A 22,888-nucleotide genomic window follows, 5' to 3' on the forward strand; every position below is an offset into this window, starting at 1 on the left:
AGCAATCCAGTTAAATAATTTCATTATACAAATCTCTCCATTCTAAATTCAGTTGCTCAATTAACTTAAGCTTTTTTTCTCGTGAACCTGATTTAATTTGTTTTTCTCTTATTATTGCTGATTCCATAGTTTCACAAATCTCATAAAATACAAGTATTTTACAATTGTATCTTTTACTAAATCCATTCATAAGACCGCTCTTATGTTCATATATACGTTTAACAAGATTGGAAGTTACACCGGTATAAATCGTACCGTTTCGTTTATCAGCAATAATATACACCACAGGTTGTTTCATAATATTTTTTTCTGGATTGCCGCGTCGGTGCTACGCACCTCCTCGTAATGACGTTTAGGGTATCCACGCAATGCCTCCTAGCAATGACGTTGAGAGATTCACACGGGCATTATCTTCTCAACATCCCCTTAACCTTATTAAGCATAATCCCGTTTTTTAAATCGTCAATTGATGATTTGTTAAGCGCATGCACTAACAACATATTGTTATTTATATCAAGTGTTACGGTACCGGGCGTTAGGGTAATCGAATTACCGTATATTACCTGTCCTATTTCCGGTAACCCTTCTGCATCAACCCATTCAAAAGTCGGTTCTATTTTCATATCTCTACCCCAGACGATTTTAATAACCGCAAACGCAGATTTATATATTTCTACCAGTAACCATAAAAAATATAATGGGGCTTTATAATTCAAATGCATTTTGTGCGGTATAATATCAAGCCATCGAGAAAATAAATAAATACCTACAGGGACAATACCCATCCATAACATTTTAATAGGGTTATTTAATTCTCCCATTAACCCGATCCAGATTATCGACAAAATAAAAAATGTAATAATTTTAATGCGCATTGACCGCTTTCGTTAGTTTAATATTGGAAGTAAAAGGAATCAAAACCATAATCATCACAAATATTAACCCTATCATATTAAATATATTATTTATTGCAATTACAAACGCATCAGCATTTATTTGATTCGCAAGTAACAAATACGAAGCTTTTTCCGGATCGACGACTTTCCCGTCCAATAACTGACTAAAAAATGCTAATTGCTCTGCTGCACTCGAAGAAGTAGAAGAAATATTTTCTCCTAAATAGCCGGCAAAAGTTTTAGTGTAGTTAGTAAGGATAGTACTAATTACCGCAAGCCCTACTGCTCCATCAAGGTTACGGGTAAGATTATAAAGACCGCTGGCATTTCCCACTCTTTCTCTCGGCATATTGCCGAGAGCAATGTTATTGGTCGGTATGAAACAAAACATTAAAGATAAGCCTCTAACAAATTGCGGTAACACAAACTCGGCAAATCTCGAATCCGGTGTTAAAAAACTATTTAAATGACAACCCAAGGCGAATCCTCCAAGCCCTATAATCAGCATTATCCTTAAATCGACACCGGCGCCTAACATCCTGCCGGCAATCGGAGCTGATAAAAATTGCGCCGCTCCCGTCACCATCATAGTAACACCGATTTGCACGGTATCATACCCTGCTATCGTAAATAAAAATAACGGCAAGATATATACCGCTCCGTATAAGCCGATACCCATCACAAAAGAATAAAGGCAGCCGAAAGTAAAGTCCTTATATAAAAACGTTCGCAGGTCTAAAATCGGATTAACAAATGTTAATTCCCAAATAATTAAAGCAATAAAACCGCTAGCTACCATAATACTTAGAAGCAATATTTCAGTGTCTTCTAGCCACCCCTTTTTATTTCCTTCTTCTAAAACATATTGCAATGTTCCAAGGGTTACAGCCATCAGTGCTATACCGATAAAGTCAAAATTTTTCAGTAAATTATAATTAGGTTTATCAAAATCGGCATAAAGAAAAACGACTGTGCAAACAAAAATCCCGGGTATGACGTTAAGCAAAAACATAAAATGCCAAGATAAAACTTCCGTAATATAGCCTCCGAGTGTCGGTCCAAGCGTCGGCGCTACGGTTACTACTAACCCAATTAATATCGTTACTGTCGGGCGCTGCGAGACGGGGAAAATTATAAAAACAGTACTAAAAACCGTGGGTATCATTGCACCGCCGAAAAATCCTTGCAAAGCTCTAAAAATAATCATTGATTCAATATTAGTAGCAAGAGAGCATAATATGCTCATAATAGTAAAACCGAACGCCGCAATAAAATAGGAAATTCTGGTCGAAAGTAATCTAGCTAGAAAGCCGGTAATAGGTATTATAATTACTTCGGCTATTAAATAAGATGTTTGAACCCAGGACAGCTCATCACTTGAGGCAGCAAGCCCTGCAGCTATTACCGACAATGAGCTTGCGACGATTTGGATATCGAGTACCGCCATAAACATCCCGACAACCATTCCAAAAAAAGCAAATAACTGCTTTTTTGACAGAGCCGCCGGCTCGGCTAAATCATTTTCCTGCATATTAATCTATTATTAACCCAAATAAGGAGATTATCATTTTATTATTTCTAATGCAAATTTAGAAAGTATTTAATTCTAAATATTGGCGTTGTTGCATGGCTAATAATTTACCGTATTATGGTTATTATAAGTACGGTGTCATACCGTGGCCCCTCCCCACTACTGTACGAACGTTTAAATAAAGAGGTAAAAATTCTGTCATTCCGTGGCTACGACCACTTCAGTCCAGCTTATAATATCATAAAAAGATTCTAAAATAAGTCTAATATGGCTTTATTTTCCTGGATGCCGTGATCAAGTCACGGCATGACACAGCCTTTTTTCAACGTTCGTACAGTAGTGGCCCCTCCCACGGTATCCGGAAAAACCTTAATAAAAAGACTGGATGCCGCGGTCAAGCCACGATATGACACCGAACGCTTTGCAAAAACTCGAGCCATGCAACAACGCCTCTAAACAAAAATTATTGATTTTATTTATTATTAATATATTATAATAAATAACTTTTATTAACTATTAGGAGAAGAAATGCAAGATTTAGCACAAAAAATTATATCTTTTTCTGAACATAAATCAGACCTAGAACAAATAAAAGAATCAATAAAAGAAGGATGGGCAATAGTAAAATTGGTACCTAATAAAGGTCGTTTTATCGGGCTTTTGGAAAAAATTTCGCTCATGGAAGATGATAGCGTATATCTCCCGCCAAGAAAAAAAATAATAGTTAATAATTAAGTAGGAAAATTTTTGTAGCGAAATTCAAAATAAAGAATCTAGCATATACAGCTAAATTCCGAAAGCCTCAGACAAGATAAATTTAAAGACGAGCCTGAGCGGCGTACTAGAGTAGGTGAGTACAGGCGAATGTCGAAAATTTGCTTGTATCAAGCTTTTTGAATGACGCTGTAGCTTTTATTTAAATAAAAAATCAAATTTATTGCCTATAGTAATATCTAAATACTCGGCAAAAGGCGGCAAGCCGTCAAGCTCTATTGCCATATTTATCGTTTGATCAGGCAAAATATTAATATTCATCTTATTAGTTACGTAAGAATCCAAAATTTTCCGGTTTTTATCGATTATCCTAACCCTAAATATTAGGTTTGATATTTGATAACTCGACGGGTTAGTTACTGCATATGAAATTTTTATTCTATCAGGATTTTTAATATCTTGAATAACAATATGATCAATTTTTAATTGATCATACCTAACTAAAAATCTACAATTATCTTCTAATAATATTATTGAAGAAAAAATAATAAAGCTAATCCATAACAAAGAAAAAAAACTATAGTTAGGAGGTTTACGGGGTAATAACGCCGGTAGACCGCTACCCTCTATATAAAATTCATTTTTAAAAGGTGTAGTAATAGCTTCAGGGGTTTCTTCAATTTTAGCAAAATCAGTTAGTTTCGTAGCATTATAATCTAATTTTTGATGCCAAATATGACGGCATTTAGAACACTTAACTTTTCGACCGTTTATACCTATTTGCTCGTTAAAAACGGTAAATTTTGTCTGACAATTTGGACAAGTAATATACATTTAATTATTATATTTTATAAATTGACTTAATGATAAAGTTATTTATTATTTTTATCATATAGACCTATACAGTATTATGCTATACTGCTCGTATTTCAGGAATTAGATTTTATTTTGAAGGGTGAGTACACGCAGCCTATACTTAAATAGGCGAGTATGTAAATCCCTGATAAAATAAAAAAATAATTCCTGAAAGATGAGTAGTATAGCATATATTAAAGAAATTGAAGACGCTTGGCAAATAAAAGATAAACTACTACATGACTCTTCAAAGTTAAAGGATATTAGAGAGATAGTTAATAACATTATAAACGATTTAAATCAAGGTACCCTTAGAGTTTGTGAAAAAAAAGAAAATAATTGGTATGTGAATGAATGGATAAAAAAAGCGATATTATTATATTTTATCGTTACTGAATCAAAAATTTACACTAGTAATTATAAAAATTGGTACGACAAAATTCCTGCTAAATTCTCGCCGGACACCGATGAAAGTACTTTTAAAAAAGCCGGAATGCGGGTGGTACCCGGAGCTTTTATTAGAACCGGTACCTATATAGCCAAAAATGTTGTTGTTATGCCTTCTTTTATTAATATCGGCGCTTATATAGACGAAGGAACAATGATTGATAGCTGGGCAACAATCGGCTCTTGTGCGCAAATCGGTAAAAATTGTCATATCTCAGGCGGTACAGGAATAGGCGGCGTATTAGAACCATTGCAAGCAAAGCCGGTAATAATTGAAGATAATTGTTTTATCGGGGCTAGATCAGAAATAGCCGAAGGCGTAATAGTAGAAGAAGGCGCAGTAATTAGTATGGGCGTATTTATTGCCGCCTCCACGAAGATAGTATATAGAGATACGGGCGAAATTATTTACGGCAGAGTACCGCCTTATTCAGTGGTAGTACCGGGGACGCTTCCCGCAGCTGAAGCGGGTAAAGCCGGGCTTTATTGCGCGGTTATAGTAAAACAAGTTGATAAAATAACTAGGAGCAAAATTGCTATTAATGAACTGCTAAGGGTTTAATTATTGAGATTACTTAGTATTGCGAGGAGGCAATGCTGCATAGAGGTTAGTGTAAGAGACAAATAAGCCTCTGATGTCATTCCTAGCTAAAGGCGGGGCGTTGTTGGGTGGCTCTAAAAAAGTGCCGTATGTCATTCTAGCTAAAAGCGGGAATCCAGGCTTTTCTTTGTCATGCTGAACTTGTTTCAGCATCTTTTTAATAGATCCTGAAATAAATTCAGGATGACTTTTTTATATTTCCTGGATTCCCGTTTTTAGCTAGAATGACATCGAAAATCCGAGCCATGCAACAAGGTTTACGGCTTCCTCGCAATGACGGATTCAGTATACAGCTAAATTCAGAAAGATTTAGACAAGATGAATTTAAAGGTGAGCCTGCGCTAGCCGTTAATAATACGTGAGTACAGGCGAATCCAGAAAAATTCGCTTGTATCAAGCGATCGAGATGACGCTGTACACAACCGACACTTGACTTAGCCTTATCTTGTTAATCTAGTTAACTAATAATTTAAAAAATTTATTATATGAAATTACTAAAAATATTTTTATTATCTTTTTTACTACTTGCTTGCGAAAAACAGGAATCCGAACATAATTTAATTGTCGGCACTTCTGCGGATAATCCTCCTTATGAATTTATTCAAAACGGTGAAATTGTTGGGCTTGATATTGATATTATAAATGCAATAGGCGAACGTTTAAACAAAAAAGTCATCATAAAAAACTTTGATTTTAACGGGTTACTTGCAGCTTTAGTTAGCGAAAATATCGATGTCGTCATAGCTGCGCTTTCTGCCACTCCGGAACGGCAAAAATATATTAGTTTTTCCGATAATTATGGGAAGACAAAATTATCGATCTTATATAGATTGGAGGACAATATAAAAAGCGTTGATGATTTGAACAATAAAATAGTCGGAGCGCAACTCGGTAGTAGTTGGGAAAAAACAGCTCAAGAACTAGCGCAAAAAATAAATATTAAAATTAACTCTTTATCAAATAATTTAATGTTAGTGGAAGAACTAAAATCAAAGGTTATAGATGCCGTTATCCTTGAAGAATTCCAATCCATAAAATTTAAAGAAAATAATTCTAATCTGGCGAGCTGTACTTTGGAAGAATTTTCTTCGGAATTTGCGATAGCTATGTCTAAAGATTCAGGACTTATTAAAGAAATTAATGAAGCAATCGGCGCATTAAAAAAAGACGGAACTCTTAATAAAATTATGAAAAAATGGCTAGTACAGTAAAAAACGACGAATTTAAAAATGCAATGAGCCGATTCCCTACCGGCGTCACTGTTATAACTACTTCCTATAACAACGAACTTTTCGGTTTTACGGCTAATTCCTTTACTTCCGTATCCTTGACACCGCCGTTAGTCTCTTTTTGTCTTGATGAAAAAGCTTTTAGTATCGGCGGTTTTAGCAATAGCGATAAATTTGCAGTTAGTATTTTAGCTGAAGACCAATCTGATCTTTCTAAGCATTTTTCCAAGCATAACCTAGACAAATTTTTAAATATTTCTTATGAATTAGGGCAATATACCGCTTGCCCGTTAATAAATGGTGCAATTTGCCATATTGAATGCCGAAAAGTTGCAAGCTATAAAGCCGGCGATCATATTATATTTATTGGCGAAGTTATTAATACCGCTATAAAACATAACTCAAAACCGTTATTATATTTCCTAAAATCATATCAAGAATTAAAATGACTATCAACATTGGGCTTTGCGGTGCCACCGGTAGAATGGGGCAAACGATTAAAGACAGAATTAGCAAGTTTGATCAATGCAGAATTACTGCGCAATTTAATAGCCTAAACAATTTAAGCAACTTATATGATCTTTGTAAAAATTCCGCGATAGTTATCGATTTTTCTACTCCGGAACTATTAGAAAAACTAATAGATAGCGCTCTTAAGCACAAAACTAAATTAGTAATCGGTACTACCGGCTTAAAACCTCAACATTTGGATTATATAAAAACGGCGGCAAAAACTTTGCCTATTTTATATTCCGCTAATATGAGTTTAGGGGCTAATTTACTAGGAGTTTTAGCTAAGATAGCTGCAAAAACTCTTGATAATAGTTATGATGTTGAAATTTTAGATACTCATCACCGCGCTAAAAAAGATGCACCGTCAGGGACGGCTATTTTACTCGGCGAAATAATTGCAGCAGCAAAGGGGATAAATTTTGATGAATGCGCGGCATTTAATCGCAGTAATAACAGAGGCAGAAAAGATAACGAAATCGGTATTACTTCGCTACGCGGCGGGAATATTCACGGCATACACGATATATATTTTTTGAGTGATGACGAAACAATCACCTTGCAACATCAAGCTCTTAATAAAAATTCTTTTGCCGACGGCGCAATTCAAGCCGCTATTTGGCTAGCCGACAAGCCGCCAGGATTATATTCTATGCTAGACGTGTTTGAGATGTGAAGATAGATAGCTTGAAATTCTACGTCATTACGAGCCGCTGCAAGCGTTGTTGCATGGCTCGAAATCCTTATAAAAAAACACCGTCATTGCGAGGAGGGACGTAGTCCCGACGTGGCAATCCAGGAAAAAATTAGTACAAAATGCTATGTAAATTATTATTTTCTGGATTGCCGCGCTCCCTTTGGTCGCAGCTTTGTTGCATGGCTCAAATTTTCGATGTCATTCTAGCTAAAGGCGGGAATCCAGAAAATGTTTAAGCGAATTATATAGTAAATTTTTATATAATTTTGTTTATTTTAAGTGTTTTTTCTAGATTCCCGCTTTCGCGGGAATGACATACTGCTGCTTTTATCGAGCCATGCAACAACGCCTTCAGTCGCTCGCAATGACTACATCTACTTTGACTTAGCAATGCCTAGATTATATTACAAAGATCGCTTGACAGCTGCCGGTAATTACATTATATTCCCTTATTTGTAGTTAAGTTTTAAGGTATTTGACTTATGTCTCGTAGGTGTGAGCTCACTGGGGTGGGCGTTTTGTACGGTAATAATGTATCTCACTCACAACGCAAAACTAGAAGGCGTTTTGAGCCTAATTTAAGGTCCGTTAAATTTATAAGCGACGTAACGGCGCAAGAATATAGATTATCGGTAAATGCAAAGTGCATACGTTCGGTGGAAAAAGCCGGCGGTTTTGATGAGTATATGATAAAAGTATCTAATGATGTTTTATCCGACAACGCAAAAGTTATTAAAAAGAAAATAATTCAAAACAAACTAGCGAAAACATTATGAAAAGCGGCATACATCCGGAATATAAAGAGTTTTTAATTAAGATTAGTAGCGACACTTTTAAAACAATGTCGGCTCATCCTACCGGCGAAATTTTAATGGATGTTGATTATAGAAAACATCCGGCATGGAACAAAGATATGGGAAATATTGTTAATCAATCTAATAAAAGTGTTAGTGACTTTAATAAAAAATTTTCCGGTCTTTCTTTTGGGATGACAAAAAAACCGGAGTCAGAGTAATAATATAGTTTTAAATAACTTTATATATTTAAAACTAATTTCATTTTATCCATACTATAGAACTATTAATTAATAGTTTATTATCGCGGGGTGGAGCAGCCCGGTAGCTCGTCAGGCTCATAACCTGAAGGTCGTTGGTTCAAATCCAGCCCCCGCAACCAAAAATTCTTTATCCATAATTGTAAAAATATCATTCTCGTGAAGCATTGTTGCGTGGATCGGAAATTAATAAAAATCCGTCATGGCGAGCGAACTGCGTGGCTGTGGCCATCCAGGCTATCCGGCAATAGTAATGAGGGATTAATTAGAATACCAAAAAATTTATATAGGTGGCAAGTTTAATATAAAAATACGTTTATACTTAGATGGCCGCGGTGCCAAGAGGCACCTCGCCATGACGGTAGGATATCCACGCAACAATGTCATTCTTAGCTAAAAGCAATTTTGTTGCATGGCTCCAAATTTATAGCAAATTTCACGATGTCATTCCGTGATTTATTCGGCGTTGTTGCATGGATCGAAAATTGCTATATTTTGGGTATTCTTTAAAAGTACCGCGATGTCATGCCGTGGCTTGACCACGGCATCCAGTCAGGTTTTTTAATTTTTTCTGGATACCGTGGTCAAGCCCACTATTGTACGAACGTTTAAATAAAGAGGTAAAAATTCTGTCATTCCGTGGCTACGACCACGGAATCCAGCTTATAATATCATAAAAAGATTCTAAAATAAGTCTAATATGGCTTTATTTTCCTGGATGCCGTGATCAAGTCACGGCATGACACAGCCTTTTTTCAACGTTCGTACAGTAGTGGGTCAAGCCACGGTATGACAAGTTTTAAGCGATTTTAACCATCCATGCAACAACGCTGATTTATTCACGGCATCCAGGAAAATACATAAATAATACCATTATAAGTTGCTTTTCTGGATACCGTGGACAAGCCACGGTATGACAGTTGAGGTCTTTTTAAGAGCCATGCAACAACGCCCGTAGGCGGGAATCCAGAAAAAATACTTAAAATAAGCAAAATTATATAAAATTTTACTATATAATTCGCTTAAATATTCTCTGGATTCCTGCGATCAACGGAATGACACCCTTTTTATGGCAATTTCTAATCCATGCAACAACGCCGGATATCCGACGCGGCAATCTAGGCTATCCCGAATATAATGACATGGGTGTCAACTTAAGAGAGCGTCATTGCGAGGAGCCGTAGGCGACGCGGCAATCCAGATATGCTAAACTTGTTTAGCATTCTAATTTAAATCCCTCATTACATTCGGGATAGCCTGGATTGCCACGCCGCTTACAGCGGCTCGCAATGACGATTCTAGTATCCACACAACAATGCCTACTCACGTAGCATTGCTGCATTCATGTTAATTAATTATACAAAAACCTCAATATTATTATGAGTATTGATAAAGTTACTAAACTTTTTCGTCAGCAAGCACAATTTATTGCCGGTGCAATGCGTCCAAGTCAGATACCCAACTTCTCTCTGCCGGAAATTGCTTTTGTCGGTAAATCAAATGTCGGTAAATCAAGTTTAATTAATACTTTATGTAATAACAAAAATCTTGCTAAAGTTTCTAATACCCCGGGACGTACCCAACAAATTAATTTCTTCAATCTAGCGGAAAAGCTTATTATAGTCGATCTTCCGGGCTATGGCTTTGCTAACGTTCCTCTCTCCGTTAAAAATCAATGGGATATATTAATTGCTCACTATCTGCAAAATAGCCTCAATCTTAAATTAGTGAATTTGTTAATCGACTCAAGAAGAGGAATAAAGGAGCATGATAAGAAAGTTGCAGAATTATTACTTTCTTATAATAGGGATTTTCAAATTATTTTTACTAAGTCGGATAAAGTAACTCATCCCGAAAAGCTTTTTACCGAAATACAGAATTTTCTTGCAACTTTAAACTACTCATGTAATGTAATGTATGTAAGCAGCAGGAGTAAAGAAGGTGCAAGAGAACTTAAAGCTAGTTTGGCAAAATGCATCAAATCGTAAAAAAAAGGAAACTGAAAATATTCCTTCTTTAAAAAATATTATTACAATCAAAGACATAATAAGACGTGGTAACGAGATAAAAGATCAGGTTATAGTAGTAAAATTATCGTCAACAATTATTAATAATAATGAATTATTAACGGCTTTTGCCGAATCTATTCAACTACTTGAGATGTGTGGTGCTAAAATATCTATAATACATGATCATATCGATTTAGAAAATTCGCCGTTAAAAACACTAGTTGAAGATAATCTTAATGATAGAATCGGAGCAATGGCTCATAATAATCCTATTATTATGGAAATGATCTTATCCGGTTACGTTAATAAACTTATTGTGTCAAAGCTTTGTAGCGTGGGGTGCTATGCTATAGGTATTTCCGGTAAGGATACTAACTTACTTCAAGCAAAGAAATCTAAATTATCGCATCGAAGAACCACAAATCAGGATGTTATAGATATTGGTTTTATAAGTGAGCCTATAATGATTAATCCTGAAATTTTATTAAATTTTGAAGATAATAATATTATACCGGTTATATCGCCTATCGCCAATGATGAACAAGAAAACACACATTTATTAAATGCCGACCTTACAACCGCCGTAATTTCTTCTGCTTTAAGCGCAGATCATTTAATATTGCCGTATGAGTCATCAAAATCTCTTGCGCCTGATATAAAAGCGCAAGATGTTAATGTATTTAAATCAATGTTAAACGATAATAATAATTTTATAAAAGCGGAATTAATCGAAATTGCAGTTAATGCAATTGAAAATAATATCGGCTGTGTGCATTTTATAAGTAATACCACTCCAAATTCAGTGCTACTTACTATGTTTACAAAATATAAATAATAGTTTTAAATAAGAAAGGTAATTTATGGCCGGCAATTTATCATCCGATCCTTTATTTGTAGGGTTAACTAGACCGGCGATGATATTCGGGGTAAGCATAAAATTTGCAGCCTTAAATATGATAACGTCTATGACATTATTTATTTGGAATAACGGGATTTCTGTTTTATTTGTTGCCGGAGTCTTGCATTTAATCGGTTATATTATATGTTTTAAAGAACCGAGATTTATAGAATTATATTTAAATAAGCTGTCAAGAACTAGCCAATGTCCTAATAAATTTTATTATGGAGCAAACTCATATAGTGCTTGAGTGTAGCATTGTTGTTTGGCTCAAATTTTCGATGTCATTCCCGTGAAAACGAGAATCCAGACTTTTCATTGTCATGCTGAACTTGTTGCAGCATCTTTAGTAGATCCTGAAATAAATTCAGGATGACTATAATTTTTCTGGATTCCCGCCTACGCGGGAATGACATAGGGCAGCGGAAATGACATCGGGCAGCGGGAATGACACCGAGGAGTTTGAATAATTCACGCCTCACTGATAATAGTATAGTCAAAAAATATTCAGGTTAAGTAATGAAGTTATTTAAAACCAAAGCTGCCAAAGAATCAAAGGCTAAACAAGAAAAGTCAGCCTCTCATTTTATTCCCTATAAATGCCACTGGGATAGTAATACTATCCTTACTAAGAATAATGAACTTTTACAAGTCGTAAAAATAAACGGTTTTTCCTTTGAAACAGCTGACGATGAAGATCTCGATATTAAAAAAAATATTCGGAATGCTTTATTAAAAAACATGTCATCCGGTAATATCATAATGTATTTTCATATTATCAGAAGACGTAAAGCCGTGATATTTGACGATACTGAATTTACCTACGACCCGACAGTAAAAGTACCGAATGATTTTATAACTTATTTAGGCGCGGAATGGCGGAAAAAACACGCCGGTGCTAGGTCATTTTTTAATGAGCTATATGTTAGCATTTTATACAGGCCCGATACCGGAGGTGCGGCTATTGTTGAGTATTTTATTAAGAAACTAAGACAAAAATCTAATAAAACCGCCTGGGAAAATGATATGAAAGAGATGAAAGAAAATCTCCAAGAAATGTCTACCAGAATAGTTAATACTTTTAGAAGCTATGGAGCAACATTGCTCGGCACACGTGCCACCGATAAAGGTTCTTATTGTGAAATTTTAGAATTTCTTTCTTCTCTTATAAATTGCGGTGATTCTCCCGGTCCCGTCGCTTTACCGAGAGGCCCTATCGATCAATATATTCCTACTCATAGATTATTTTTCGGCTCTAGAATTATTGAGTCAAGAAGCCCTGTCGGGAAAAAGTACGCCGGTATAATAAGTATTCTTGAATACGGCCCTTCTACTTCTGCAGGAATTTTTGACGGTTTTTTACAAATGCCTTTTGAATTTGTCATGACTCAAAGTTTTGTTTTTGCCAACAGAACGGTAGCAATAGGTAAAATGCAACTGCAGCAAAATCGAATGATCCAATCCGGTGATAAAGCAGTGTCGCAAGTTGCCGAAATCTCGCAAGCACTTGATATGGCGACCAGCGGCGATATCGGGTTCGGTGAACATCATTTGTCTCTTCTATGTTCCGCAAATAACCCTAAAGCTTTGGAAGACATATTGTCAATGGCTTCAGTCGAACTTTCTAATTCCGGTATTCAACCCGTTAGAGAAAAAATTAATATGGAACCTAGTTATTGGGGGCAATTGCCGGGAAATATAGATTATATAGTCCGCAAATCTACTATAAATACTTTAAATATGGCTAGTTTTGCTTCCCAACATAATTACCCTTTAGGTAAAATTAAAGATAACCATTGGGGAGAATACGTAACGGTACTTGATACTACTTCTGGTACGCCTTTTTATTTTAATTTCCATGTAAGAGATGTCGGACATACTTTAATTATCGGACCTACAGGTGCCGGGAAAACGGTCTTAATGAATTTTCTATGCGCCGAAGCTCAAAAATTTAAACCTCGAATGTTCTTTTTTGATAAAGATCGAGGAGCCGAGATATTTATTCGCGCACTGAACGGCGTTTATACTACGATCGATCCGGGGATAAAATGTAACTTCAACCCTTTACAATTAGACGATACTAGTGAAAATAGGACATTTATTTTAGAATGGCTAAGAGTTCTAGTAACTTCTAGCGGAGAAAGCTTAACGGCTCAAGATAACAAAGTGTTATCTCAACTAGTAAGCGGTAGCTTTAGGCTTGAGAAAAAAGATAGAAGACTTAGTAACGTCGTAGCATTTTTAGGAATCGATACCCCCGATAGTTTAGCAAGTCGAATTGCTATGTGGGTCGGTAAAGGCTCTCATGCAAAAATATTTGATAATGAAGAAGATAATATTGACTTACAAAAAGCCAGAGTATTCGGTTTTGATATGACAGAATTACTAAAAGACCCGATTAGCTTATCGCCCGTATTGTTATATATCTTCCACCGAATTAATATTTCTTTAGACGGGCAAAGAACAATGCTTGTACTTGACGAAGCTTGGGCTTTAATTGATAATCCGGTATTTGCTCCTAAAATTAAAGACTGGCTAAAAGTTTTACGTAAATTAAATACTTTTGTAATTTTTGCTACTCAAAGCGTTGAAGATGCGGCAAAAAGTAGGATTAGCGATACGTTGATACAGCAAACGGCTACACAGATTTTTCTACCTAACCTTAAAGCAACCGATATTTATCGCACGGCTTTTATGCTTAGTCAGCGTGAATATACTTTAATTAAAACTACCGATCCGACAACACGTTATTTTTTAATAAAACAAGGAGTAGACGCCGTAGTCGCTAAAGTTAGTTTAGACGGTATGACTAATATAATTAATGTCTTATCAGGCAGAGTTGAAACCGTCTTGCTACTTGATCAAATTAGGGAAAAACACGGTGACGATCCTGAAAAATGGTTACCTATATTTTACGCAGAAGCAAAATCACTATAACTTATTTATGTATAGATACTTTATTAATTTGAAAAGTCGTTATTATCAGAAGTCCGTGTTACGTGGATTATTTTCGATGTCATTCCCGCAAGGCATTGTTGAGTGGATACCCAAAACGTCATGGCTCACCGCTGCAGCTGTTGTTGTAGGGCTACCGGAATCGTCATTGCGAGGAGGCACAAAGTGCCGACGTGGCAATCCGGTTAAACATATTTTTATACTAAACTTGTTTAGTATTCTAATTAAATTCCTCATTACATTCGGGATAGCCTGGATTGCCACAGCCACTTCGCGGCTTCGCAATAACGGATTTTTATTAATTTTCGAGCCATGCGACAACGCCGCTGCTGCAAGCTTTGTTACAATCCAGAAAATAATTGTCATCCTGAATTTATTTCAGGATATACTACAAGAGATGCTGAAACAAGTTCAGCATGACAAAACTAGATTGCCACGTCGGCACTTTGTGCCTCCTCGCAATGACGTTGCAGATACTCACACAACAATGCCTCACAGGAATGACATATCGGAGGCACGCATTACGTCATGAAATTTTTTCCTCATACTATAATTAAAATTTTGATATTAAGCTGCACGTTAAATTTCAGTGGTATAAATAACGTATCTGCCGACGATACGCTTGATACTATAACCGGTATTCTAACCGGTTTGACTTGTGAAACTCAAGGAGTAGGGAATTTATTACGTTCTGAATTTTCTCATACTTGTATACCTGCACCGTTTTTTACTTTTGCGATAATGAATCTTGTCTCCCCCGGACTTTACATGAATACGTTTTTAAAACTCAAAATAAATGATCACGAATTGTTCGATTCACAATTTCCCGGGGGACAATGTACACGAAACAATAGGGCCGATCCTGACGATCTCAAATTAACTTTCGATTTATGTAGCAACGCTAAATTAGTTGTAGTTCGAGCAAAGGCAGTCGGAGAGTCCGCTATTGCTATAGCTAAGGCCGTACTTACCGGCAGTGACCCCTGGAAAGATATTAAAGATTCGTGGAAAAATAACGAAGCAGATTATCACAATATATATACGGCTAAACCTGGGGACAGCGACACGATGTGGGATCTTGGAATTCCAATTTTTTGGAAAGTAATTCAAGATAATGATCGCATATGTATGGGAACATACGGCTTTACAGGAGTCGTACCGGTAGGATGTAAATATATCAGGGAACCTTTTCCGAAATCTATGTATTCAAGCTTTATGGATATAAGCGGTGATTCTTCAACTCTTTCTGATTCTACCGATCCTACCGATCCGTTAGCATTAGTCGAATGTAGTTCGGCAGCAGATGGAGGATGTTATCAAAGAGCGTATAATAACTCAAAAACTGCCGTCGTAATAACCGCTCCTTTAATAGAATGTATTAAAGAGATGACGGCAAGGCTACTAATTAGCAGAGACGTATGTAGTTTTGACGATATTAATCAGGTAATTACCGATCCGTCGAAAAGAAATAGCAGCGCTTTATTTCAGTTTCAAGTAAATATGCATAAAATAGTTACGGCTCTGTTAACTCTATATGTCATTTTCTTCGGTTTTAAAATAATTCTTGCAGGAGAAGTACCGCCAAAAGCGGAATTCATAAATTTTATATTGAAAATGTTATTTGTAACTTATTTTTCAATAGGTATCAATATAACACCCGGCAGCACATCTAACTATGATCGGTTAGACGGAATGATTCAATTTGTTTTTCCTTTTTTGCTTGACGGCATAAGCGGGCTTGCGAGTTGGGTAATGAATGCGTCTCCGTCTGATTTATGTAAATTTAACGGCTCCGATATTCAATATGATAGTAAAATTGCTTATATAGCTTTATGGGATGCATTAGATTGCCGAGTAGCTCACTATTTAGGTCTTGATATGCTATCTACTTTATATGTAGAAAATGCTTATAAAAGCCATGATTTTAAGAATTTTGATTTTTTTAGCTTTAGCGCACCGCCTTATATTTATTTATTAATTCCGGCTATAATTTCAGGGAATATGATGCTTGTCTCAATTGCCCTTTCTTATCCGCTATTAGTAATTTCGGTTGCAGCATTTATGGTTAAACGCTACCGTTATGTGTATGATATCGATAGTAATACTCGGTATTTTGGCTCCTCTTTTCGTACCCATGTTTTTATTTCAATATACGCGCGGTTATTTTGACTCGTGGGTTAAGCTCCTAATATCGTTTTTACTACAACCTATGGTTGTAACAACTTTTATGATTACTATGTTTTCGGTTTATGATTTTGGTTTTTACGGCCACTGTAAATATACCAATAAGTTAATACATAATAGTATAGAAAATGTAGTCCAAGGCGGAGGAAAAACAAGCCGAGACGTATTAATATTTTATATTGATAATGATTGGAATAAATATACCAAAGAGGAAGAGGATAGCTGTAAAAATAGTTTGGGTTATATGCTAAATAACCCCCTTTCCACAATGTTTGATTTCGGTAAAGATAGTTTAGATGAGATAATCACGGAAAAGCCTGGTGCTACCGAGACGGATAAATATTTAGCTAAATTTCAATTTTTATCCGGTATTATTTTAGGACCGGGGATGTTTTTTATATCACCGAAAGTACTTTTTGAAAAAATCAAAGATATTCTTTTAGCATTGATTACTGCCTGTTTCACTTTGTATTTAATGTATAATTTTAGTAGTCAATTAGCTGAATTTGCTGCTGATATGACGGAAGGAGTTTCCCTTAGCAATGTTGCTATAAAACCGCAAGCAATTTTTAAAGCCGCTATGGCAGGACTAGCAGCGGCGGGTCAAGCAACTAAAGCCTTAGACGGCATAGCAAAAGGCGGCGGTAAAGCCGGAGAGTTCATGAGCGGCAGTGGTGGAAAATCAAGAGACAATTTAGCAACAAGCGGCGGTGGCGGCGGCGGTAGTACCGTGCCGACCTCAGGCGGTAACAGTTCAGGGAATGTTAAAGCACCGACTTCTAGCGGTTCCGGAGGAGCAACTTCTTCTTCTGACAATATCAGCAACGATACCGGAAGTTCTGCTAATGATTCTTTTGCTAATATGAGAGCTTCTATTGCCACACCTTCTAGCTTAAAGTCACCTGATATTGCAACTTCGCCGACTAGTTTAGATAATAGTAAAGAAGAGAAAAAAGACCCTATAAAAGATGATACAAACAAACTACCAGAATCTCCAAAACAAGAAGAGCGAATAAAGAGAACCGACGAAGCCGATAAATTTGAAGATTTATCCGGACAGCTCAATATCGAACGTAAAACAGAAAGTATAAAAGAAGATACACAAGATAATATTTCTACTAAGAAAAAGGCATATGGCTTAGCCGACAATAAAGACTTAAATGAACAAGAAAGCCATGAAAAGCAACAAGGAGAAGCAGGGTTTATAAAACAAGAAAAACGCAACGCTGAAATTCGTGAACGAAAAGTAGCCGCGGAGAAAGAAAGAGAAGAGTTATTACGCAGCGGCGGAGGAAGAGCTGGACCGAATAGTAAAAAAATAGATAGCGGTTCTAATGAAAATTCATAAAATTGCAAAAATTTTTATTACAGTTTACTTAATGTTTAGCACATTAAATAGCTTTGCCGGTACCTATGGCGAGTCTTGCTCTCCTTTACCTTTTACACCGGATAATTTTCTTGAGCAAACTGCATATGGTCAAGTAAGGCGCAGTGTTGCCGGTAAAGGTTTAAGCGGCACCGGTTATTGCGATGCTGATAATTCTAGCTTTAAGCTTTGTATTAGAAATGGTTATTCAAGCGGATCATGTGTTATAGATATAATTAATGAAAATGCTTCCAAAACTCTTGGCTCAGTAAGCCCAAATGAGCCAACTTTAGGAGGAAATCCATTATTAAAAGATATTATTTTAACGGTTAAGAGATCGGGGACACATGATTTATGTCTATTTATGCCGACCCCAAGAGGACCGACACCTATAGCGTGTAAGACTCTAAACAGCTCTACTCCTCCCCCTTCTCCTCCGATTCCTGATTGTAGTAATGTCGGAAAAAGCTGTTACATGCAAGAAAATCGTAGTCAATCGTTACTTAATTTTTCCGGTCTTGCCGTTGATTGTTTAAAAGAAACGCTTGATAAAGTATTTTTTAGAGAAACTAGCTGCACCCCTCAAGATCAAAGTATTAGTATAACTAACCTTAATTCCTTCCCTATATTTCAAGGATATTTAAAAAGCACTATCGGTGCCGCATTAATTCTTTATACGATGTTTTTCGGCTTTAATATGATATTAAATAAGGATTATGCAAATATCGATAAGATAGCAATTTTCGTTATAAAATTTTTATTTGTTACTTATTTTGCTATCGGTCTTGGACAGATAACTTTGCAGGGCGGTAAACCGTATCAAGAAAACGGCATGCTCAAATACGGTTTACCGTTATTAACGGGAATTGCACCGGAATTTGCTCAAATAGTATTTAACGCCGGCGGCTCGCGAGGTTTATGTGAATTTGACACGACAAAATACCCTTCCGGCTATCAATTTTATGCCCTATGGGATGCTATTGATTGCCGGATAGGTTATTATCTGGGTATGGATTTACTTTATAATATCGATAGCGGCGGAATTTTAAGCAATTTTTCCAGTACTACTAACGGTAAAGGCAATAATAGTCCCATACCGGATTTAGGCACGCCGGATTCACATAGTCCCGAAGATTTAAGCAAAATAGGATCACTTAAATTTTTTACGGTCATGTTTGGATTTTTTATGGCGGGAAATATTATAATAGTAGCATCAGGATTATTATTTTCTATAATATTTTTATCGATAGTCTTATATTTTATAACACATTATTTAGTATGCTTAATTACCATATATGTTATGACATATATCTCTCCTATATTTATTCCGATGATGTTATTTACTAGAACAAAAGCTTATTTTGATTCATGGCTAAAAATTTGTTTATCTTGCGCGCTGCAACCAGCGATAATAGCCGGTTTTATAGCATTGTTGCTTACTATGTACGATTCGGCAATATATAAAAATTGTGAATTTTTAAGACATGATTATGCAAATAATAATATTAAATTCAGTACTTTTGAACTGAGGCTACCGGATAGCGATAAAACTCAATGCCAAAATAGCTTAGGATACAAATTATTACAATATTATGCAGGACAAGGATGGGAAGAACATTTGTTAATACTTTTTCCTATAAAATCAATTGTTAAAGACATAGTTTCTATTCTTGCCGAACTTCTATGTGTATTAGTTTTTTCAATTATTTTTTACTATTTTTCCAAATCTATCGGCCAATTTGCCGCTGATTTGACTAGCGGGCCTAATATGGATGCAGTAACGGCAAGTCCGACTAAAATTGTCGATTTAGTAAAGCAAGGAGCGGCTTTTGTTAAAGATGCGGCGCAAACGGCACAAGGTAAACCGCCTGCAATGCCGGCACCCGGAGGCGGAGGAGGACGCAGCGGCGGACCGCAAAGCGGTGATGCAAATTCTGCAAGCGGCGGTGGCGGTGTTAGCGATCTTGCATCCGGAGGAGGTAAGTAAAATAATATGCAAGGTAATTTATTAAAAGTTTTAGGTGTGGTTGCAATAATAGCAACGTTAGTGTGTTTTATTCTTGCAGCACTCGCTATGATAGGAGCCGTTAGCATGGGCAACGGCTGTTTCATGAGATATGACGATAGCGGTAAAGGCGGAATGGATGCTATTACCGATACGGTCACACTTAACGCTACTGCCAACTATTCTAATATCTCTACTATAATGTCTGACGGCACGAGTCAGCTTATTCCCGATCCTAATCGTTACGGAGAATGGTTAAATACTAATATTTCGGTTCAGAATCAGCAAGTACTTAAATTACAAATAGAGGGACAACTTAGCTTATGCCTTGCTTATATACCGAAAGATAATTTACAATTTACGGAACAAACAAGACCGGGTAAATCTAATTTAGATGATAAGGGTAATCAAATACCTATCCCTCGCGTTACGGATGTTAATACCCAACCGGTATCTTTAATAATTGATGCTAAAAATGCTGAATGGCGTAACATCGCCGAATTATATAATAATGACCGAATTATAGTTTCTATTTCACCGAACTATAACGGCGGTGTAGCGGATGCGTTTAAAAATACCGTTGTTACGGCAGATTGTACTCAAGGCAAAACTACCTATAGCCCGATATGCGGCAGATATTCTGTTTATTCAGGTGAATATACTTCTGATTGTAAATGGCAAAATGATTATTGGAAATGTAATTATCATCATTATTGTGATAAAAGTTTTATGGGAGGGTGCGGATTAGGGTGTCCTTGTACCTTCGGAACAATATGCTGTGGAGAAGATATATGTGATTCATGCGGGGCATGGATAAATATTACTAGTTCGATGCCTGATCCCTATAAAGATGACGGAACTTTTACTGTTCCCTGGTCTGATGATTTAAGTAAGTTATTTACTGATTTTTTAAATTTAGAATGCGCTAATAATTCTAGAAAACCACCAAACGGACAATGCCCTGATATAGTTACTGACCGTAACCCGAAAGATTTAGATTTTATAAAAGGAAAATGTAATGGACTAGGTGGATGGATTGCCGGCACATGCCTAGGCACCGTAGAAGAATCGCAGCTTTCAAAATTAAAGTATTTTTGGTATACGGCTGACGGTAACGGCGGTAAGGGTCCCACAGGCTTGATATGGCAAATGAATCCTTCCGGAACGGTAGATAAAAATATCGGTACTACCAAATTTGCTACATTTGTAGCTCCTTCGGATCAACCGGCCGAATATGGCGATATTTACAAAGTTATCTATAAGACACCTTTTAATACTAACGTCTCCAAAAGTTACTTACAATACCGCCTTTGGAGTCCGCCATCGCAAGATGCTAGTAAAAACACGGGAGGATATGTTTTAAATATTAAACAAACCAAATGTTATAGAGAAAACGGTAATAGTTTCACCGATGTTTTTACCGATCGCGGTAAAGTACAATATATAACCGTAGCTTCTGCCGAAAATCCAAATTCTAGCGGCAAATCTTACTCACCCTCCGGAATTGACGTTAAAGAAGGTAAGGCAACAATTACCGTGGGCGGCGAGGGTTATTTATGGGTGAGAATTTTAAATGATCAACAAGATTATAAAAACAGCGAAGGCAGCTATCAAGTGAAGTTTTCTACTTCCCAGCAAGTAGGAAGCTTTACTATTAAAGTCATGACGCCCCTGCTCACATTATTTAAAACTAAAGTCCAAAATGCTGCTGAAAGTATTTTTCAGAATATGGTTTGCTATAATAGAAGTGATAGCTCTTCTTGTACTAATTTTTTCAATTATATTAAAGCAATGCTAATCCTATATGTTATGGTTTACGGAGCGATGTATTTACTTGGATTTGTTAAAATAAATCAACAAGAATTAGTAATTAGGATAATAAAGATCGGTATTGTTAGCGGACTGATGAACAGCAATACTTTTGAATTTTTTAATAATTATCTATTTAATGCGATCACCGGTTTTTCCGATGAAATCATTTCTAATATGAGCGGATACAGTTTATTTACTTCTACTAATACAATTTCTAATCCGTTTATGTTTTTAGATGCGGTAATGAGTAAAATATTTTTTAGTCAAACATTTATTGCTCAATTACTAGCACTACTTTCTTTGGGACTTAGCGGAATAATTTACTTTATCATTGTTTTTGTTGCTATAATGATTGTAATTATTACGGCTCTTCGAGCTGTTGCCGTTTATATTATGGCATTTATGGCGACTTGTATATTAATCGGTATAGCTCCTTTATTTCTTACTTTTATGTTATTTGATTTTACCAGATATTTATTTGATAACTGGGTAAGATTTACACTTAGATATATGCTTGAACCGGTAATTTTGATGGCAGGCATTATCGTACTTACTCAATTATTCACAATTTATTTAGATTTTGTTTTAGGATATAGTGTTTGCTGGAAATGTGCATTAGCTATAAAAATTCCGTTTGTCGGTATAGTCGGTCTTGACAGTGCTTTACTTAATGTACCGATTTTTTGTATTAATTGGTTTGCTCCATGGGGAATGGATTACAATTCCGGTATGATGGGTGTTAATATGCAACATATCATCGCTTTAGTAATTATTGCTTACGGTATGTACGGCTATGTAGAATTTTCCGGTGAGATGGTAGCAAAGCTAACGAGCGCTACCGGACCTTCGGCAACAAAAATAGGCGGAGCAATGTCGGACACAGCTGAAACCGGAGCATTAAAACAAATAGGAATGGATAAAGAATCGAGAGCTAAAATTAAGCAGGGAGCTAAACAAAGGTTAAAAACCAGGAATAGCACGTTGGACGAAGCTCAGAAAAATCGTAATACTACTCCGGAAAGTAAAAAACCGGAGGGTAGCGGTGAAGAAAAGAGTGATAAGTAAGGACGTATTGCTTGGGTGGATTTTTGCAAAGTGTTTCGGTGTCAAGCCACGGTATGACAC

General features: G+C 36.2%; 26 protein-coding genes, 1 tRNA gene and 1 pseudogene. 20 read left to right on the plus strand and 8 right to left on the minus strand.

All coding sequences use genetic code 11. The features are described 5' to 3' along the window. Positions 1 to 10: 10 nt before the first annotated feature. From AAHM91_RS09080 to AAHM91_RS09090, 3 genes are all read right to left on the minus strand, one after another. Positions 11 to 298: a GIY-YIG nuclease family protein gene (locus AAHM91_RS09080; RefSeq protein ID WP_253308085.1), complete on the minus strand. Its 288-nt coding sequence runs from the start codon at positions 296 to 298 to the stop codon at positions 11 to 13. Positions 299 to 407: 109 nt separating this feature from the next. After that, positions 408 to 875, minus strand: coding sequence for a Na+/H+ antiporter subunit E (locus AAHM91_RS09085; protein WP_342257157.1), 468 nt, complete (start codon positions 873 to 875; stop codon positions 408 to 410). Continuing rightward, entirely contained in the window at positions 865 to 2,427 is a 1,563-nt protein-coding gene (locus AAHM91_RS09090; protein WP_342270568.1) for a DHA2 family efflux MFS transporter permease subunit, read from the minus strand. The genes AAHM91_RS09085 and AAHM91_RS09090 overlap by 11 nt, the downstream gene beginning before the upstream one ends. A 117-nt stretch (positions 2,428 to 2,544) precedes the next feature. Between AAHM91_RS09090 and AAHM91_RS09095 the strand changes: the two genes are divergently transcribed. Both AAHM91_RS09095 and AAHM91_RS09100 read left to right on the plus strand, forming a co-directional pair. After that, entirely contained in the window at positions 2,545 to 2,682 is a 138-nt protein-coding gene (locus AAHM91_RS09095) for a hypothetical protein (protein WP_341793482.1), read from the plus strand. A 273-nt stretch (positions 2,683 to 2,955) separates the two neighbouring features. Beyond that, positions 2,956 to 3,162, plus strand: a complete 207-nt coding sequence (locus tag AAHM91_RS09100) for a DUF2674 domain-containing protein (RefSeq protein WP_341793594.1) — start codon at positions 2,956 to 2,958, stop codon at positions 3,160 to 3,162. A gap of 177 nt (positions 3,163 to 3,339) precedes the next feature. Here AAHM91_RS09100 and AAHM91_RS09110 read toward each other — a convergent pair whose 3' ends face one another. Further along, complete coding sequence (locus AAHM91_RS09110; protein WP_342270569.1) at positions 3,340 to 3,975, minus strand: MJ0042-type zinc finger domain-containing protein; 636 nt, start codon at positions 3,973 to 3,975, stop codon at positions 3,340 to 3,342. Between the two features lie 196 nt (positions 3,976 to 4,171). On the opposite strand from AAHM91_RS09110, the gene dapD reads away from it, so the two are divergent. Continuing rightward, positions 4,172 to 5,005, plus strand: coding sequence for a 2,3,4,5-tetrahydropyridine-2,6-dicarboxylate N-succinyltransferase (dapD, locus tag AAHM91_RS09115; RefSeq protein WP_253308089.1), 834 nt, complete (start codon positions 4,172 to 4,174; stop codon positions 5,003 to 5,005). A gap of 9 nt (positions 5,006 to 5,014) precedes the next feature. Here dapD and AAHM91_RS09120 read toward each other — a convergent pair whose 3' ends face one another. After that, complete coding sequence (locus AAHM91_RS09120) at positions 5,015 to 5,197, minus strand: hypothetical protein (protein WP_342270570.1); 183 nt, start codon at positions 5,195 to 5,197, stop codon at positions 5,015 to 5,017. A 71-nt stretch (positions 5,198 to 5,268) separates the two neighbouring features. Here AAHM91_RS09120 and AAHM91_RS09125 point away from each other — a divergent pair, with 71 nt between their 5' ends. The 4 genes from AAHM91_RS09125 to dapB all read left to right on the plus strand — a co-directional run bounded on the left by AAHM91_RS09125 (position 5,269) and on the right by dapB (position 7,459). Continuing rightward, on the plus strand, positions 5,269 to 5,406 hold the full coding sequence (locus AAHM91_RS09125) for a palindromic element RPE3 domain-containing protein (protein WP_253308090.1): 138 nt from the start codon (positions 5,269 to 5,271) through the stop codon (positions 5,404 to 5,406). Positions 5,407 to 5,529: 123 nt separating this feature from the next. Continuing rightward, positions 5,530 to 6,255 (plus strand): ABC transporter substrate-binding protein, encoded by a 726-nt coding sequence (locus AAHM91_RS09135; RefSeq protein ID WP_342270571.1) that lies wholly within the window; start codon positions 5,530 to 5,532, stop codon positions 6,253 to 6,255. Next, the gene (locus AAHM91_RS09140; RefSeq protein WP_342270572.1) at positions 6,240 to 6,722 is read left to right on the plus strand and encodes a flavin reductase family protein; all 483 of its coding nucleotides are present in this window, start codon (positions 6,240 to 6,242) and stop codon (positions 6,720 to 6,722) included. The genes AAHM91_RS09135 and AAHM91_RS09140 overlap by 16 nt, the downstream gene beginning before the upstream one ends. Then, positions 6,719 to 7,459, plus strand: a complete 741-nt coding sequence (gene dapB, locus AAHM91_RS09145) for a 4-hydroxy-tetrahydrodipicolinate reductase (RefSeq protein WP_342270573.1) — start codon at positions 6,719 to 6,721, stop codon at positions 7,457 to 7,459. Before AAHM91_RS09140 ends, dapB begins: the two co-directional genes overlap by 4 nt. Before the next feature lie 277 nt (positions 7,460 to 7,736). Here the strand turns inward: dapB and AAHM91_RS09150 are convergent, their stop codons facing one another. After that, complete coding sequence (locus AAHM91_RS09150; RefSeq protein WP_341793587.1) at positions 7,737 to 7,871, minus strand: hypothetical protein; 135 nt, start codon at positions 7,869 to 7,871, stop codon at positions 7,737 to 7,739. A 91-nt stretch (positions 7,872 to 7,962) separates the two neighbouring features. Between AAHM91_RS09150 and rpmB the strand changes: the two genes are divergently transcribed. The 4 genes from rpmB (at position 7,963) to AAHM91_RS09170 (ending at position 8,837) form a co-directional block, all read left to right on the plus strand. Then, positions 7,963 to 8,256 carry a 50S ribosomal protein L28 gene (rpmB, locus tag AAHM91_RS09155; protein WP_341789597.1) on the plus strand — a complete coding sequence of 98 codons (294 nt, stop codon included), beginning with the start codon at positions 7,963 to 7,965 and terminating at the stop codon, positions 8,254 to 8,256. Then, positions 8,253 to 8,495 carry a 50S ribosomal protein L31 gene (gene rpmE, locus AAHM91_RS09160; RefSeq protein WP_253308096.1) on the plus strand — a complete coding sequence of 81 codons (243 nt, stop codon included), beginning with the start codon at positions 8,253 to 8,255 and terminating at the stop codon, positions 8,493 to 8,495. Before rpmB ends, rpmE begins: the two co-directional genes overlap by 4 nt. A gap of 84 nt (positions 8,496 to 8,579) precedes the next feature. Beyond that, positions 8,580 to 8,656, plus strand: a tRNA-Met gene (locus AAHM91_RS09165). Positions 8,657 to 8,708: 52 nt separating this feature from the next. Then, complete coding sequence (locus AAHM91_RS09170) at positions 8,709 to 8,837, plus strand: hypothetical protein (protein ID WP_342270574.1); 129 nt, start codon at positions 8,709 to 8,711, stop codon at positions 8,835 to 8,837. Between the two features lie 536 nt (positions 8,838 to 9,373). Here AAHM91_RS09170 and AAHM91_RS09175 read toward each other — a convergent pair. Further along, on the minus strand, positions 9,374 to 9,526 hold the full coding sequence (locus AAHM91_RS09175; protein ID WP_342270575.1) for a hypothetical protein: 153 nt from the start codon (positions 9,524 to 9,526) through the stop codon (positions 9,374 to 9,376). A 63-nt stretch (positions 9,527 to 9,589) separates the two neighbouring features. On the opposite strand from AAHM91_RS09175, the gene AAHM91_RS09180 reads away from it, so the two are divergent. The 5 genes from AAHM91_RS09180 (at position 9,590) to AAHM91_RS09200 (ending at position 14,378) form a co-directional block, all read left to right on the plus strand. Beyond that, positions 9,590 to 9,718, plus strand: coding sequence for a hypothetical protein (locus AAHM91_RS09180; RefSeq protein WP_342270576.1), 129 nt, complete (start codon positions 9,590 to 9,592; stop codon positions 9,716 to 9,718). 195 nt (positions 9,719 to 9,913) lie between these two features. Then, positions 9,914 to 10,522: a ribosome biogenesis GTP-binding protein YihA/YsxC gene (yihA, locus tag AAHM91_RS09185; RefSeq protein ID WP_253308097.1), complete on the plus strand. Its 609-nt coding sequence runs from the start codon at positions 9,914 to 9,916 to the stop codon at positions 10,520 to 10,522. After that, positions 10,476 to 11,378: an amino acid kinase family protein gene (locus AAHM91_RS09190; protein WP_253308098.1), complete on the plus strand. Its 903-nt coding sequence runs from the start codon at positions 10,476 to 10,478 to the stop codon at positions 11,376 to 11,378. The genes yihA and AAHM91_RS09190 overlap by 47 nt, the downstream gene beginning before the upstream one ends. A gap of 25 nt (positions 11,379 to 11,403) precedes the next feature. After that, positions 11,404 to 11,691, plus strand: a complete 288-nt coding sequence (locus AAHM91_RS09195) for a type IV secretion system protein VirB3 (protein ID WP_341793585.1) — start codon at positions 11,404 to 11,406, stop codon at positions 11,689 to 11,691. A gap of 269 nt (positions 11,692 to 11,960) precedes the next feature. Next, entirely contained in the window at positions 11,961 to 14,378 is a 2,418-nt protein-coding gene (locus AAHM91_RS09200) for a VirB4 family type IV secretion/conjugal transfer ATPase (RefSeq protein WP_253308100.1), read from the plus strand. A 45-nt stretch (positions 14,379 to 14,423) separates the two neighbouring features. On the opposite strand, the gene AAHM91_RS09205 is transcribed toward AAHM91_RS09200, so the two are convergent. Then, entirely contained in the window at positions 14,424 to 14,762 is a 339-nt protein-coding gene (locus tag AAHM91_RS09205) for a hypothetical protein (protein WP_342270577.1), read from the minus strand. Positions 14,763 to 14,793: 31 nt separating this feature from the next. Between AAHM91_RS09205 and AAHM91_RS09210 the strand changes: the two genes are divergently transcribed. From AAHM91_RS09210 to AAHM91_RS09225, 4 genes and pseudogenes are all read left to right on the plus strand, one after another. After that, positions 14,794 to 14,928, plus strand: a complete 135-nt coding sequence (locus AAHM91_RS09210) for a hypothetical protein (protein ID WP_341793582.1) — start codon at positions 14,794 to 14,796, stop codon at positions 14,926 to 14,928. Then, positions 14,925 to 17,928: pseudogene (locus AAHM91_RS09215) on the plus strand (TrbL/VirB6 family protein). The gene AAHM91_RS09210 and the pseudogene AAHM91_RS09215 overlap by 4 nt, the downstream one beginning before the upstream one ends. Next, the gene (locus AAHM91_RS09220; protein WP_342270578.1) at positions 17,915 to 19,933 is read left to right on the plus strand and encodes a TrbL/VirB6 family protein; all 2,019 of its coding nucleotides are present in this window, start codon (positions 17,915 to 17,917) and stop codon (positions 19,931 to 19,933) included. The pseudogene AAHM91_RS09215 and the gene AAHM91_RS09220 overlap by 14 nt, the downstream one beginning before the upstream one ends. 6 nt (positions 19,934 to 19,939) lie before the next feature. Next, positions 19,940 to 22,828: a TrbL/VirB6 family protein gene (locus tag AAHM91_RS09225; protein WP_342270579.1), complete on the plus strand. Its 2,889-nt coding sequence runs from the start codon at positions 19,940 to 19,942 to the stop codon at positions 22,826 to 22,828. Positions 22,829 to 22,888 lie beyond the last annotated feature (60 nt).

Origin of the sequence: Rickettsia endosymbiont of Orchestes rusci (assembly GCF_964030945.1) — a bacterium.
Classification (GTDB): domain Bacteria; phylum Pseudomonadota; class Alphaproteobacteria; order Rickettsiales; family Rickettsiaceae; genus Rickettsia.